Below are 13,869 nucleotides of genomic sequence, written 5' to 3' on the forward strand. Positions count from 1 at the left end.
TTAACGCTCCGAACGGCGCGTGAGACGACGCGGCGAAGATTCCTTAAGCGACTTTCCACGGCCTGACAGACTCGGATTGGTCATGAAGTAGTTATGCAGGTTGAAAGGTTCCTCACCCTTCGCAGCCTTCATACGTGTTGACGACCCATCCGGCAACAACTGCCAGCTTTGCTCATTGTCCTTCAGGTTCGCGACCATGATCTGCTCGAGAACCTGCTGATGAACCGTTGGATTTTGCAGCGGACACAATATCTCGACACGGCGGTCGAGGTTCCGCGGCATCATGTCGGCCGAGGCGATATACACAGCTGCTTTCGGTCCCGGCAGGCCATGCCCCATACCGAAGCAATAGATTCGGCCATGCTCCAGGAACCGGCCGATGATCGATTTGACCCGAATGTTCTCGGACAATCCCGGAACGCCGGGGCGTAGACAGCAAATTCCGCGTACCACAAGTTCGATCGGCACACCTGCATGCGAGGCTTCGTACAGCGCGTCGATGATCTCCGGATCGACCAGTGCATTCATCTTCATCCAGATCGCAGCGGGCTTGCCGTTCCGGGCGTAGTTCCGCTCGGCGTGGATGTGCTCGATGATGCGCTTGCGCAATGTCAGCGGCGACACCGCCATCTTCTCGATGTCGATCGGTTCGGCGTAGCCGGTGATGTAATTGAACACGCGCGCGGCATCGCGCGCGATTACCGGATCCGACGTGAAATACGACAGGTCGGTGTAGATGCGGGCCGTCACCGGATGATAGTTGCCGGTGCCGGTGTGGACGTAGGTGGTCAGGCCGCTACCCTCGCGACGCACCACGAATGACAGCTTGGCGTGGGTCTTGAGCTCGAGGAAGCCGTACACCACCTGGACGCCGGCACGCTCCAGATCGCGTGCCCAGCGGATGTTCGCTTCTTCATCGAAGCGCGCTTTCAGTTCGACCAGCGCGGTTACCGACTTCCCGGCTTCGGCAGCTTCCGCCAGCGTGCGCACGATCGGCGAGTTCGACGAGGTGCGATAGAGCGTCTGCTTGATCGCAACCACGTCGGGATCGCGCGCCGCCTGTTGCAGGAACTGCACCACGACGTCGAACGACTCGTAGGGATGATGGACGATCAGATCCTTCTGCCGGATCGCCGCGAAGATATCGCCGCCATGATCGCGCACCCGCTCGGGATGTCGCGGAACATACGGCGCGAATTCGAGATCGGGCCGGTCGAGCCGCGTCAGATGCGACAACTCGTTCATCGCCAGCACGCCGTCGACCAGGAACACATCGTCGTCCGGAACCGACAGTGCGCGCTGCACGAACGATCGCAAATCGACAGGCATCGCGGCTTCGACCTCGAGACGGATCACCGATCCACGGCGGCGGCGCTTGAGGGCGGTTTCGAACAGGCGAACGAGATCCTCCGCCTCTTCCTCGATTTCGAGTTCGGAGTCGCGGATGATGCGGAAGGCGCCCTGGCCCTTGACGGTGTAGCCGGGAAACAGCTTGCCGATGAACAGGCCTGTCGCCTGCTCGACCGTAATCAGCCGCGCCGGACCATCCTTCACAACCGGCAAGCGGATAAAGCGATCGATCTTGCCCGGCATACGTATCAGAGCGTTCATCGCCTTGCCATCGGACCCACGCGCCAGATGCAGCGCGACGGTGAAGCCAAGACTGGGAATGAACGGGAACGGATGCGCAGGATCGATCGCCAGCGGCGTCAGCAGCGGAAAGATATTATGCAGGAAGTGGTTTTCGATCCAGGCCGCTTCGGCCTTGGTTAGGTCGCGACCCTCGACGAGAACGATCCCCGCATCGGCAAGGACGCCACGCAGATCGCGCCAGATTGCTTGCTGATCGACGGCCAGTGTCGAGACTGTTTCGTTGATGACGATCAGTTGCTCCGCGGGCGTCAAGCCGTCGGGGCTGCGCTCGGCCACGCTTTCACGAACCTGCGCCTTGAGCCCGGCGACGCGCACCATGAAGAATTCATCAAGGTTATTGGCGGAAATCGACAGAAAGCGGACGCGCTCCAGCAGGGGATGGTGCGGATTGACCGCTTCCTCGAGCACGCGGCGGTTGAAATGAAGCCAGGACAGTTCGCGGTTGATGAACCGTTCGGACGATGCCGCGATAGAGGCAGCACCCGCTGCAGTTGATATTTCTTCTTTTTTTTCAATAGCTTGAGCGGAATCCATCGCAACTTGATCCATCCTGAACTCCCGAGACGCGGCCTGCCGGCGATTTGCCGCCGACCATGTGCCAGCCTCATGACAGTTCAATGACATTGATGAGCCAAGGCGATGCGTCGTCAAGGCGCAGGCCAGAGCCGGCCCATCACAAGTCGCGCCTCGCAAGGAGGTTGCATCCTGAGCGGCACACCCTATCGGGCGTCGCGCAACACTTCAGAGGCCAGCGCCCGCGTCACCGGCCTGCGCAGCCGCAGCGACTCGGCATCCAGCACTTCGACCGCGCGCCGCGCCGCGACGAACGACCGCTCGATCCGCGACGCCAGAAAGCTGACCACGCTCTCGTCCACGCTCATCTGCCGGTCGGCGCAGAACTTCACGATCAGCGCGCGCAACATGTTGTCGTCCGGCGGCGTGAGATTGACCACTGGCAAGGCGCGCAGCCGGGAACCTGCATCCTTCAATTCGACAGTGAATGCGGACGGCGGCAAGCGTCCCGTCATCAGCACGAAGGCGTCGTCCTCACGCGCCAGATTCATCAGATGGAAGAGCGCGCGCTCGTCGAACCCCGATGGCTCCAGATGCTCGACCACCAGCGCGCCGGTCGCCAGTGCGCCGGGTACGTTTGCCGTCGTCAGCGAATGTGCAGTCATTGTCCGAGCGCCGGACTCCGCCGCCCAGATTGCCGCCAGATGGCTTTTGCCGGAACCTTCCGGACCGACCATCACCATGATGCGGTTCGGCCAGTCCGGCCAGTTCTCCACCAGCGCCAGAGCCTGCGCGTTGCTCGGACCTTCGAGAAAGTCGTCGCGCGACAGGCTTTCCCCGTGCGGTAACGCAAAGGCAAGCTGCCGAGGTTGAACGCTGCCAGCCACGCAATTACTCCTGCCGGTCATTCCGGCGACGCTACAGTGACTTCGGCGTACTCATGTGCCGCGCCCATTCCACGAGATAGAAGCAGACCGAAAGCAGCGTCAAGACCGCGACCAGTCCCATCAGCAGGACATCATACGGATACGACCGGAACCCGAATCCGAGCGAGGCAAGGATCAATGCCGCAAAAGCGACCTGCGCGACTGTATTGAGCTTGGACACCATCAGCGGCTTCATCGGCACCGGATTGTCGAGCAGCCACGACACAATAACACCGCCGACAATCATGAAGTCGCGCGACACCACCAGAATGACCAGCCACGGCGGGATGGCGTTCCAGATCGCCAGCGCGACATAGATCGTGACCAGCAGTGCCTTGTCGGCGAGCGGATCGAGCAGCGCGCCGATGTCGGTCGTCATGTTAAAACGCTTGGCGAGAAAGCCATCGACGGCATCGCTGACCCCGGCGACGACGAAAATCACGAAAGCGACGGTCATCTGATTGGAGGCGATCGCCCAGACGATCAGGGGCACCAGCAGAATTCGCCCGAGGGTGATGATATTGGGAATATTCACGCGCCGACTGTCCCCGATATTACGTTCGCCCGTCCCGCCGGTTCCGGGCGAATCTCCCTGCCACGCCCGCGGCCACCGGTTATCTACATAGTCGATGCGCGGCGCGCATGCGAGCCATTGCACCCGGCATAAATCCGACGTAACCACCTCATAAACCTCGGAAAGCGGCATGAACGACAAGACATCCGGCCTTACCTACTCATCCTCGGGCGTGGACATCGACGCCGGCAACAGGCTGGTCGATCTCATCAAGCCGATGGTCCGCGCCACCGCGCGCGCCGGCGCCGATGCCGAAATCGGCGGATTTGGCGGCCTGTTCGATCTCAAGGCCGCCGGGTTCAAGGACCCTATTCTGGTCGCTGCCACCGACGGCGTCGGCACCAAGGTCAAGATCGCCATCGAAACCGGCATCCATGGCGGGATCGGCATCGATCTCGTGGCCATGTCGGTCAACGATCTGGTGGTCCAAGGCGCCGAGCCATTGTTCTTCCTCGACTATTTCGCCTGCGGCGAACTCGACCCAGAAGCGACGGCCTCGATCGTCGCGGGCGTGGCCGAAGGCTGCCGGGAGTCCGGCTGTGCCCTGATCGGCGGCGAAACCGCAGAAATGCCCGGCCTCTACAAGGACGGTGACTACGACCTCGCCGGGTTCGCGGTCGGCGCCGCCGAACGCGGTTCGCTGCTGCCCCATGGCGACATTGCTGCGGGCGATGCGGTGATCGGCCTCGCCTCCTCCGGCGTCCATTCCAACGGCTTCTCACTGGTCCGCAAGATCGTGGAGAAGTCGGGGATTGGTTTCGGTGCCCCGGCTCCGTTTGCGCCGGTCATGACGCTGGGCGGTGCGCTGCTGACGCCCACGAGGCTGTATGTAAAATCATGCCTGCGGGCGATCCGCGAAACCGGGGCGGTCAAGGGCCTCGCCCATATCACCGGCGGCGGCTTCACCGACAATATTCCGCGTGTGCTTCCCAAACATCTCGGCGTGAAGATCGATCTGCCGCGCGTGCCAGTGCTGCCGGTGTTCAAATGGCTCGCAGCCGAGGGCGGCGTGGCAGAACTGGAACTGCTGCGCACCTTCAATTGCGGCATCGGCATGATCGCGATCGTCCGGCCCGACGCTGTCTCTGCCGTGATCGACATCTTCGCCGAAGCCGGCGAGACTGTCGTGCAACTCGGCGAAGTCGTCACCGCCTCCGGCGATGAGCGGGTGGCCTATGACGGCCACCTCGATCTGGCGCTGTGACGATGGGCAAACGCCGGGTCGCCATCCTGATCTCCGGGCGTGGCTCGAACATGGCCTCCCTGATCGAAGCAGCCACAGCCAAGAATTTTCCCGCCGAGATCGTGCTGGTCGTCTCCAACATCGCCGGCGCGGGCGGACTTGAGAAAGCGCGCGCTGCCGGCATTGAGACCGCGACCGTCGAGAGCAAACCTTTCGGCAAGGACCGTGAGGCGTTCGAGCGCGCGCTCAACGACACGCTCGTTGCCCACAATGTCCAGCTTGTTTGCCTCGCTGGATTTTTGCGGCTGCTGACGCCGTGGTTCGTCAAGCAGTGGGACGGACGGATGCTCAACATCCATCCGGCGCTGCTGCCGTCCTATCGCGGCCTGCATACCCACGAGCGCGCGCTCGCCGATGGCGTCAAGATCCATGGCGCAACGGTGCATTTCGTCGTGCCTGAAATGGATGCAGGCCCGATCATCATGCAGGGCGCTGTCGCCGTGCGCGACGACGACACGCCCGAGACGCTGGCTGCGCGCGTCCTCGCCGTTGAGCACCAAATCTATCCGGATGCGCTGCGCCTGGTCGCCAGCGGCAGCACCCGGATCGAGGGCGGCGTCTGCCGCACCAGTGCGAATGCAAGCCCCGACGACAGGCTGATCGCGCCGGCGATTATCTGAGTACGATTACTGGATCGCCGCCGAGCGCTGCGACGGTGTCACCCGCCAGATCGTATTCCCTACGTCGTCGGCAACCAGCAATGCACCCAGCTTGTCGATCCGCACGCCGACCGGCCGTCCGCGCGCTTCACCTTTCTCATTCAGAAACCCGGTAAGAACATCACGCGGTTGACCCGACGGTTTGCCGTTGGCGAACGGGACGAAGATAACCTTGTAGCCGCTGCGCGGACTGCGATTCCATGAGCCGTGCTGTCCGACAAAAGCGCCGCCCTCCATGTTTGCGGGAAACAGCTTGCCTGTGTTGAATGTCAGACCCAGAGAAGCGGTATGCGGACCGAGCGCATAATCCGGAACGATGGCCTTGGCGACAAGATCCGGACGGGGCGGTTGAACCCGGACATCGACATGCTGACCGTAATAGCTGTAGGGCCAGCCGTAGAAGCCTCCATCCTTCACCGATGTCATGTAGTCGGGCACGAGATCGCTGCCGATTTCATCACGCTCGTTCACGGCAACCCACAGCGCACCGCTTTGCGGCTGGAACGATGGTCCGTTCGGGTTTCTGAGACCTGATGCGAACAGACGGACCGATCGGCTGGCGCGATCGATCTCAAGCACCGCCGCACGATTGGTCTCGGCTTCAATGCCGTTCTCGCCGACATTGCTGTTCGAGCCAACGGTCGCATACAGTTTCGCGCCGTCCGGACTGGCCGTCAGGTCCTTGGTCCAATGATGATTGATCGTTCCTCCCGGCAGATCGGCGAGCTTGACACCTTTCGTGTCGATCCGCGTCGTACCTTCCTGATACGGGAACTTCAGAATCGCGTCGGTGTCGGCAACATAGAAATCATTGCCGACCAGAACCATGCCGAATGGCGAGTTCAACCCCTGCAAAAATACGGAACGGATTTCGGCCGCGCCGTCACTATCGGCGTCACGCAGCAGCGTGATCCGATTTGCACTCGGTGTCCCCGCGCCCGCGCGGCCCATCACCTTCTTCGTGATCCAGCCGCGTATTCCGGAGGCATCATCCGACTTGGGCGGAGCATTCGTTTCGGTCACCAGGACATCGCCATTCGGCAACGTATAAACAGTGCGCGGATGATCGAGACCCGTCGCAAATGCCGCGACAGCAAAGCCGCTGGCGGCGACCGGCCTCTCGCCGTTCCGCCACCCGGTCGCCGTGGCAATATTCACCGTCGGAATCCATGACGATTTCGGCTCAGGCAGGGTCGGATTCGGGCCGTATCCCTGTTCGATCGGGACGCTCGCCTGTTCGTTGCAACCGGCCAGTGTCAGCGCTCCCGCGGCGGCGGAAATGATCGAGATTGTTTTGATGTCACGGACGGCTCTCATTGCCGATGCGACAATGCACAAGACAAAGAAACGTTCACACCGTCAGCTGCCCGTTCGGTCAACGCAGCAGGAGCGCCGAAAAACAAAACCCCCCGGCGACACGCCGGGGGAGACAATACTTGAACGAACCAATGCGGCCGCTTGACGAACTCACGAGACCTTCAAATTCTCGGCGGACGCCTTGCCGCGATTTTCAACGAGTTCGTATTCCACGGTCTGGTTCTCGTTCAGGGTGGTGAGCCCGGCACGCTCGACCGCCGAGATATGGACGAACACGTCCTTATCGCCGACAGCGGGCTTGATGAACCCATAACCCTTGGTTGGGTTGAACCACTTGACGGTGCCTTTTGCCACGTCTGTCTCCTGATCTAGATACAAAAAAGACGCGGCCACGCTTCACGCGTGCCACGCCACAAGCGGGCTTTAAGATGTCTGCCAGAGTTCTCGATTCCGAAACGCACAGTCGAACGGCCTAAATCCGATTGTAGGACAATCCCAACATGAAAAAACGGGCTTAGCAAGGCAAAGATGCCCGCATTGGGCATGTGGCACCGCGACCACAGCGCGCACCAATGACCATGCCGTGCAGTGCGAAAGCGTTGACGGCGCGCCGCGCTTCAAGCCAAATCGGCTTTGAAATATTTGATTTTTTACTTTCGGAATGCGCGATGACGGGATTGCGGCTCAACGTCGGACGTCGGATCGTGCCATTTCTGATTGGTGCGATCGCGATCATGGTCGTCGCCTTCGCCCCGTCGCTTGCACAGGCTCAGGGCGGACCGCCGCCGCCGACTCCCACCCCCATCCCGTTTCCAAATCTGACCGACAACACCGTGCAACTCTCCGTGGGCGCCGCGCAACTGGACATCGGCAGCAACTTCCTCCAGCGCCTCGGACGTCAGGCAACATGGGGTTACGCCCAGCGCGACAACGCGGCCGGCGGCGGTGCCTCAGAGAGCGCCGAAGCGCCGCGCTATCGCACATGGGTCGAAGGTTACGGCAATAAGTCGCGCACCGACGCCCAAGGCACGTTCGTCGGCGACAAGCGGCGAACATGGGGCGGCGTCGCGGGTCTGGGAATGACGCTCGCGCCCGGCTTCACCGCCGGCGTTTCAGTGGATCAAAGCCGCACCAAGATCGATGCGCCGCTGGCGCTGCAGACGGCAACGCTCGATCTCACGCAGATCGGAATCAACGCCGCCTATACCAATGGCCCATGGACGTTGGCGTTCGCCGCGATCCACGGCTTCGCCTCGATCCATTCAAACCGGTCGACCACAGGAGGTCCCGCGTTGTCGGGTTATGACGGGCGCGTCGACGGTGCTCTCGTCGAACTCAGCTACTATCAGGCCTTCGGACAAAGCCGCGTCGTGCCCAAGCTCGGACTAGAATACGTCGTCTCGCATACCGACGCCTTTCAGGAAATCGGGGGATTGAATCCGGTGAACGTGGCCGATGCGCATGGCGAACGCGCGCGAGTCATGGCAGGAGCCGAAGTTGGGCACTACTGGATCGTCGGGCAGCAGATTTTCGATGTGTCCGCCTACGGCAAATTCGTCGACAACTTCTCGCAGAACATCAGCACCGTTCAAGTCAGTCTCGCCGGCAACAGCATTGCCGTACAGGGCATCCGCGAGAGCACGTATGGCGCGGATGCCGGTGCGAACATGTCATGGATCATGAGCCGCAACGCGCGGCTCTATGCCAACTTTGACGGCAAGTTCCGCGACGGTTTCAACTCGCACCAAGGCACGGTCGGTCTTGAAGTGAAATGGTGAAGAGGCCGGCAGCATTCAGGCGCTGACCGGCTTCGCCTCCTCCGCAAGCGCGCGGCGGCGCCAATACGATCCGAGGATCAGCACCACGACGACGCCGAGCACGGCCATCGTGAACTCGCCGATATTTCCGCCGATCCCGAGATGGTTCGCAAATCCGAACATCGACGATGTCGCGTCGAGATTGATCGAGATCTGACCGTCAAGGAACCGCTGGATAAGCGGATGAACGGCGGGATCGGTGGCGATCACCTCGCCGGCGATCCACCCCAGCAAGGCCGCGCCAAGCCAGACCAGAATCGGGAGGCGATCGAGCACCGCCATGATGAGCGCAGCTCCCGCGACGATCAGCGGCACGCTGATGACGAGGCTGAGGATCAGCAGCACGACGCTGCCGTTGGCCGCGGCCGCGACGGCGATGACGTTGTCGAGACTCATGACGATATCCGCAACCGCAACAATCCGCACGGCCGCCCACAAATGTGACGCCGCCTTGACGCCGTCCTCGTCATGGTTTTCCGGCACCAGCAGCTTGGCCGCGATCACGAGCAACGCGAGGCCGCCGATCAGCTTGAGATACGGCAACTCCAGGAGCGTGGCGACGATGCCGGTGAAGATAATCCGCAGCAGCACCGCGACCGCGGCGCCAAGGACCATGCCCCAGACCCGCTGACGCGGCTCCAGACCACGGCATGCCAGCGCGATCACCAGCGCGTTGTCGCCGGACAGCAGAACGTTGATCCAGATGATCTTGGTCAGCGCGACCCAGAATTGCGGCTCGTGGATTTCGGTCTGGAACTGGGTAAAGACCCCGCCAATGGTCGCGGGATCGAAAAGGTGCATCAGCCAGTCCACGATCGTCTCCCCATACGACGAGGCTTCATCGCCTGCTTACGCAGGCAATCGCCCGTGACCCTTGTATACCGTATACCTAGCCAGTCACGAACGAAAGCAACTTCTTTCCACAGGCCTTGCGGCCTGTGACCGGGCTAGCCGACGATTTCGTTGCCTGAGAAAAACTGAGCAATTTCAATGGCTGCGGTTTCAGCGGCATCCGATCCATGGACCGAGTTCTCCCCGATCGACTTCGCATGAACCTTGCGAATGGTGCCGTCAGCCGCCTTCGACGGATCGGTCGCGCCCATCACGTCACGATACTTCGCGATGGCGTTGTCGCCTTCCAGCACCTGCACCACGACCGGCGCGGAGATCATGAAATCCACCAACTCGCCGAAGAACGGCCGTGCCTTGTGGACGGCATAAAAGGTTTCGGCCTGAGCGCGGGTCATCTGGATGCGTTTCTGCGCAACGATGCGAAGTCCCGCCTTTTCAATGATGGCGTTGACGGCACCGGTCAGATTGCGCGCGGTCGCGTCCGGCTTGATAATCGAAAAGGTGCGCTCAATCGCCATGATTTGTCCTTGAATAACAGTGTTGGGAAGGTGCCGGCGCTTATAGCGGCGTCATTGCCGGACAGCAAGCGGCCGGGCGAAGCCAAGTCAGGCACCGCAACCGTGCACGCGGATCACGAGAGATCTCGGCCAGCCAATATTACCACGATTTCATCGACATGAACGCGGTCTGAAGGCCGCATCGGGTCCTTGTTCACGTTGCCCTGCTAGCCTTTTCACCATCGCAACGATGGAAGATCGCGGGTAACGCCCTTCCGAAGATCACCCAATCGAACGGCGCTTTGGCGTCATTGAAGGGAGAGATCCATGTTACGCAAATTCGCACTCGGACTGGTCGCCGCTATCGCAGTTGTCGGCGCGACCGCGTCGATGCCGACCGCAGCATCGGCACGCGGCGGACATCACGGTGGTGGACATCATGGTGGCCGGCATGGCGGTGGACATCATGGCGGCTGGCATCACGGACATCATGGCGGCTGGCATCACGGACATCATCGCGGCTGGGGTCCACGCTTCTATGTCGGCGGCCCGGCCTATTATGGTGGTTGCTACGTCCGCCGGCGGGTTCCGACGCCATGGGGCCCGCGCTGGCGCACAGTGAACCGCTGCTACTGACCACCGACCGATCCTGTTGAACAATGTTGTCCCGGTCGCGCGAGCGGCCGGGATTTCATTTGGCCGCAGGGCGTTCCCGGTTCCGACAAATAAAAATTTACGGAAAACACACCATCAAATTTGAACGGACGAAACGTTTCTTTCGACCATCGCTTGAACATGTATGATCGTTTTTAAGCGAATTGAATTGAAACGGATGGTGACCATGCCGAATCGAATCAATGCTGAAGCCCTGCAAATGGATCACCGAACGAGCGCTGCCGTCTGCGATGGCATCGGCGAGCGCTTGCGCGAGATCATGAAGCCGGCCGCGAACGAACTGCCGCCTCGCCTCCAGGAATTGATGGAACGCCTGCGACAGGTCGATGACATCGACGCACCCTCGATCGTCCCGTCGCTCGACACCGCCCTGGGTGCTCATTGATCTGCCAAAGGCTGAAAATCGCGTCACCGAGGCGCAATTTAGAACTTTAACGGGTTGCCTTTGGCGGTCGCTCCGGTGAAAACCCGGCCATGCTTTCCATCAACGATATTTCGGTCCGAATCGCCGGACGTCTGCTGATCGACCACAGCACGGTGCAGATCACGCCCGGTGCACGCGTCGGCTTTGTCGGCCGCAACGGCGTCGGCAAATCGACGCTGTTCCATGCGATCCGCGGCGAACTGCCGACCGAAACCGGTTCGATCGCGGTTCCACCGCGCTGGCGCGTCGGCAGTCTCGCGCAGGAAGCGCCGGACGGCCCCGAAAGCCTGATCTCGGTCGTGCTCAAGGCGGACCTTGAGCGGCACGCCCTGCTCGAGGAAGCCGAAACCGCTCACGATCCTCATCGCATCGCCGAAATCCAGACCCGCCTCGTCGACATCGACGCGCATTCCGCACCGGCCCGCGCTGCCGCCATTCTGAGCGGCCTCGGCTTCTCGACTGCCGATCAGGCGCGCGCCTGTCAGGAATTTTCCGGCGGCTGGCGGATGCGCGTCGCGCTGGCGGCGACGCTGTTCGCAGCGCCCGATCTTCTGCTGCTCGACGAGCCGACCAACTATCTCGACCTCGAAGGCACGCTGTGGCTCGAGGATCATCTGGCCAACTATCCGCGCACCGTCATCGTCATCAGCCATGACCGCGACCTGCTCGACACGTCGGTGGATCAGATCCTGCATCTCGATCGCGGCAAGCTGACACTCTACAAGGGCACCTATTCGTCGTTCGAGGAGCAGCGCGCCACCCGCGAAATGCTCGACGCAAAGCATGCCAAACGGCAGGCCGAGGAGCGCAAGCGCCTGCAGGACTTCGTCGACCGCTTCAAGGCCAAGGCCTCGAAAGCACGTCAGGCACAATCGCGCGTGAAGATGCTCGAACGAATGAAGCCGGTCACGGCGCTGGTGACGCAGGACGTGCGCGAGATCACGTTTCCCGAACCGGAGAAACTGCTGTCGCCGCCGATCATCGCGCTCGATAATGTCTCGGTCGGTTACGATCCGGCGAAGCCAGTGCTCAACCGCGTCACCCTGCGCATCGACAACGACGATCGCATCGCATTGCTCGGCGCCAACGGCAACGGCAAATCGACGCTGGTCAAACTGCTGGCAGGAAAACTGTCGCCGTTTTCCGGCAAGATCATGCGCGCCGACAAATTGTCGGTCGGCTATTTCGCCCAGCATCAGACCGACGAACTCGATCTCGACGGCTCATCCTACGATCACCTCCGCAGGCTGATGCCCGATGCGCCGGAAAGCAAAGTCCGCGCCCGCGTCGGCGCCATCGGGTTTTCCGGAAAGGCCGGCGACACCACGGTGCGAAGCCTGTCGGGTGGCGAGAAGGCACGGCTTCTGCTCGGGCTCGCGACCTTCCATGGCCCAAATATGATCATTCTCGACGAGCCGACCAACCATCTCGACATCGACAGCCGCGCGGCGCTCGCCGAAGCCATCAACGACTATCCCGGCGCGATCATCATGGTTTCGCACGACCGCTATTTGATCGAGGCTTGCGCCGATCAGCTCTGGGTGGTCGCCGATCATGCGGTCACGCCCTACGACGGCGATCTCGACGATTATCGCCGGTCAGTCCTTACGACGCGCGGTATCCGCAGTTCCGGCCGCGACCGGGACAACAGCCGCGACAAACCCCAACGGGCCAAAGGCGAGAAGCGCACGCCGCTCAAGCTGAAGATTACGGAAGCCGAAACGGAGATCGCACGGATCACCGGGATCATCGCCAAGATCGACACCGCGCTCGCGCTGCCCGACCTATTTACCCGTGATCCGAAACAGGCCGCACAATTGAGCAAGGCACGCGCCGCCGCGGCCGCTGCGCTCGAACGTGCCGAGGAGAATTGGCTCGAGGCCAGTTCATCCTATGATCAGGCCGCCGGCTGAGGTTTCGCCGAACAGGTCGAAGACGTGTCAGCCCGGTTAGTGCTTCTTGGATCGTGAGGACCGCATCGGCTTCACCGGCTCAGGCGTCGCTGCGCGTTCGATCGAGGACAGCCGCCCCGCGGTGAAAGTATAAATGCCTGGCCGCGGTCCATGCAGATAGGTCAGCACCGCCAGACGATCGCCACGCTGATTGTTCGACAGGTTGACATTGTCAGGCGAGCCGAGGGCACGGGCCACGTCACATTCGGGATGTCCAAGCGCGACCGCGCCCGTCGGCTGCGCCGGTTGTGCGTCACCTTGCTTGGTATCCTGCAAGGCATTGGCGTCGGCGGGGGCGCCCTGCGGCGTCATTCCCGGACAAGCACCATCCGCTGAGATCAAGTCATTCTGAGAGACCGGCTTGTCGACGCTGAGCGGCGGCGTTTCGATCGAGAGCGATCGTCCGCCAAACATTCTGCCCGGGCGTGAGAACCATTCCTGATCTTTAATCGAAAAATCACTGATGCTGCCGCAACCGGCAATCGCCGGAGCGAGCAACAGCATCACCAGAATCCCCTTCGGGGCGAATTTTCTGCGATCGACCGTCAAATCATATTCCCACACCAACTCGACGCCATCGCGACAAAACGGGACCTCGTTCTGTTGCGATAATTGCGTCCACCCAAATACTTAGGGCCTTTGCCTCAACCGATTTCCGCTCATCGATTCAAGCGCGGTTGCGGCACGGGAATCCCCATTCCCCACGAAATCTGCCCTGTCAGCTTTCCCAACATCTATTTGCGGCACCACGGTGGCTGGGGGCAAGC

14 protein-coding genes are annotated in these 13,869 nt (G+C 61.5%); 6 read left to right on the forward strand and 8 right to left on the reverse strand.

Annotated elements, in window-relative coordinates; all coding sequences use genetic code 11:
- The 3 genes from ASC80_RS08105 to ASC80_RS08115 all read right to left on the reverse strand — a co-directional run bounded on the left by ASC80_RS08105 (position 1) and on the right by ASC80_RS08115 (position 3,627).
- Entirely contained in the window at positions 1-2,187 is a 2,187-nt protein-coding gene (locus ASC80_RS08105; RefSeq protein ID WP_056295805.1) for an RNA degradosome polyphosphate kinase, read from the reverse strand.
- Between the two features lie 185 nt (positions 2,188-2,372).
- On the reverse strand, positions 2,373-3,053 hold the full coding sequence (locus tag ASC80_RS08110) for a P-loop NTPase family protein (RefSeq protein ID WP_056294837.1): 681 nt from the start codon (positions 3,051-3,053) through the stop codon (positions 2,373-2,375).
- 31 nt (positions 3,054-3,084) lie between these two features.
- Positions 3,085-3,627 (reverse strand): CDP-alcohol phosphatidyltransferase family protein, encoded by a 543-nt coding sequence (locus ASC80_RS08115; RefSeq protein ID WP_056295807.1) that lies wholly within the window; start codon positions 3,625-3,627, stop codon positions 3,085-3,087.
- A gap of 169 nt (positions 3,628-3,796) precedes the next feature.
- On the opposite strand from ASC80_RS08115, the gene purM reads away from it, so the two are divergent.
- Positions 3,797-4,870 (forward strand): phosphoribosylformylglycinamidine cyclo-ligase, encoded by a 1,074-nt coding sequence (gene purM, locus ASC80_RS08120; RefSeq protein WP_056294840.1) that lies wholly within the window; start codon positions 3,797-3,799, stop codon positions 4,868-4,870.
- A 2-nt stretch (positions 4,871-4,872) separates the two neighbouring features.
- Positions 4,873-5,529, forward strand: coding sequence for a phosphoribosylglycinamide formyltransferase (gene purN, locus ASC80_RS08125; RefSeq protein WP_056294843.1), 657 nt, complete (start codon positions 4,873-4,875; stop codon positions 5,527-5,529).
- Positions 5,530-5,535: 6 nt separating this feature from the next.
- Here purN and ASC80_RS08130 read toward each other — a convergent pair whose 3' ends face one another.
- Both ASC80_RS08130 and ASC80_RS08135 read right to left on the reverse strand, forming a co-directional pair.
- Positions 5,536-6,885, reverse strand: a complete 1,350-nt coding sequence (locus ASC80_RS08130) for a PQQ-dependent sugar dehydrogenase (protein WP_056294848.1) — start codon at positions 6,883-6,885, stop codon at positions 5,536-5,538.
- Positions 6,886-7,035: 150 nt separating this feature from the next.
- Entirely contained in the window at positions 7,036-7,239 is a 204-nt protein-coding gene (locus tag ASC80_RS08135; protein WP_056294852.1) for a cold-shock protein, read from the reverse strand.
- A 314-nt stretch (positions 7,240-7,553) separates the two neighbouring features.
- Here ASC80_RS08135 and ASC80_RS08140 point away from each other — a divergent pair, with 314 nt between their 5' ends.
- A complete protein-coding gene (locus ASC80_RS08140; RefSeq protein ID WP_056295811.1) occupies positions 7,554-8,663 on the forward strand; it encodes an autotransporter outer membrane beta-barrel domain-containing protein in 1,110 nt (369 codons plus the stop codon).
- A gap of 15 nt (positions 8,664-8,678) precedes the next feature.
- Here the strand turns inward: ASC80_RS08140 and ASC80_RS08145 are convergent, their stop codons facing one another.
- The gene (locus ASC80_RS08145; RefSeq protein WP_502690948.1) at positions 8,679-9,503 is read right to left on the reverse strand and encodes a TerC family protein; all 825 of its coding nucleotides are present in this window, start codon (positions 9,501-9,503) and stop codon (positions 8,679-8,681) included.
- Between the two features lie 146 nt (positions 9,504-9,649).
- Entirely contained in the window at positions 9,650-10,072 is a 423-nt protein-coding gene (gene ndk / locus ASC80_RS08150) for a nucleoside-diphosphate kinase (protein WP_056294860.1), read from the reverse strand.
- A 306-nt stretch (positions 10,073-10,378) separates the two neighbouring features.
- On the opposite strand from ndk, the gene ASC80_RS23005 reads away from it, so the two are divergent.
- From ASC80_RS23005 to ASC80_RS08165, 3 genes are all read left to right on the forward strand, one after another.
- Positions 10,379-10,687, forward strand: coding sequence for a sulfur globule protein precursor (locus ASC80_RS23005; protein ID WP_082512444.1), 309 nt, complete (start codon positions 10,379-10,381; stop codon positions 10,685-10,687).
- 163 nt (positions 10,688-10,850) lie between these two features.
- On the forward strand, positions 10,851-11,111 hold the full coding sequence (locus ASC80_RS08160; RefSeq protein ID WP_056294867.1) for a hypothetical protein: 261 nt from the start codon (positions 10,851-10,853) through the stop codon (positions 11,109-11,111).
- Between the two features lie 89 nt (positions 11,112-11,200).
- Complete coding sequence (locus ASC80_RS08165; RefSeq protein ID WP_056294869.1) at positions 11,201-13,063, forward strand: ABC-F family ATP-binding cassette domain-containing protein; 1,863 nt, start codon at positions 11,201-11,203, stop codon at positions 13,061-13,063.
- 36 nt (positions 13,064-13,099) lie between these two features.
- Here ASC80_RS08165 and ASC80_RS08170 read toward each other — a convergent pair whose 3' ends face one another.
- On the reverse strand, positions 13,100-13,606 hold the full coding sequence (locus ASC80_RS08170; protein WP_056295814.1) for a hypothetical protein: 507 nt from the start codon (positions 13,604-13,606) through the stop codon (positions 13,100-13,102).
- Between the last annotated feature and the right edge of the window lie 263 nt (positions 13,607-13,869).

Origin of the sequence: Afipia sp. Root123D2 (genome assembly GCF_001425835.1) — a bacterium.
Taxonomy (GTDB): Bacteria; Pseudomonadota; Alphaproteobacteria; order Rhizobiales; family Xanthobacteraceae; genus Afipia.

Coding starts and splice junctions, on each gene's coding strand:
- ASC80_RS08170 (WP_056295814.1), bottom strand. CDS start 13,606: ATGCTGTTGCTCGCTCCGGCGATTGCCGGTTGCGGCAGCATCAGTGAT.
- ASC80_RS08160 (WP_056294867.1), top strand. CDS start 10,851: ATGATCGTTTTTAAGCGAATTGAATTGAAACGGATGGTGACCATGCCG.
- ASC80_RS08105 (WP_056295805.1), bottom strand. CDS start 2,187: ATGGATTCCGCTCAAGCTATTGAAAAAAAAGAAGAAATATCAACTGCA.
- purN (WP_056294843.1), top strand. CDS start 4,873: ATGGGCAAACGCCGGGTCGCCATCCTGATCTCCGGGCGTGGCTCGAAC.
- ASC80_RS08140 (WP_056295811.1), top strand. CDS start 7,554: ATGACGGGATTGCGGCTCAACGTCGGACGTCGGATCGTGCCATTTCTG.
- ASC80_RS23005 (WP_082512444.1), top strand. CDS start 10,379: ATGTTACGCAAATTCGCACTCGGACTGGTCGCCGCTATCGCAGTTGTC.
- ASC80_RS08165 (WP_056294869.1), top strand. CDS start 11,201: ATGCTTTCCATCAACGATATTTCGGTCCGAATCGCCGGACGTCTGCTG.
- ASC80_RS08130 (WP_056294848.1), bottom strand. CDS start 6,885: ATGAGAGCCGTCCGTGACATCAAAACAATCTCGATCATTTCCGCCGCC.
- ASC80_RS08145 (WP_502690948.1), bottom strand. CDS start 9,503: ATGCACCTTTTCGATCCCGCGACCATTGGCGGGGTCTTTACCCAGTTC.
- ndk (WP_056294860.1), bottom strand. CDS start 10,072: ATGGCGATTGAGCGCACCTTTTCGATTATCAAGCCGGACGCGACCGCG.
- purM (WP_056294840.1), top strand. CDS start 3,797: ATGAACGACAAGACATCCGGCCTTACCTACTCATCCTCGGGCGTGGAC.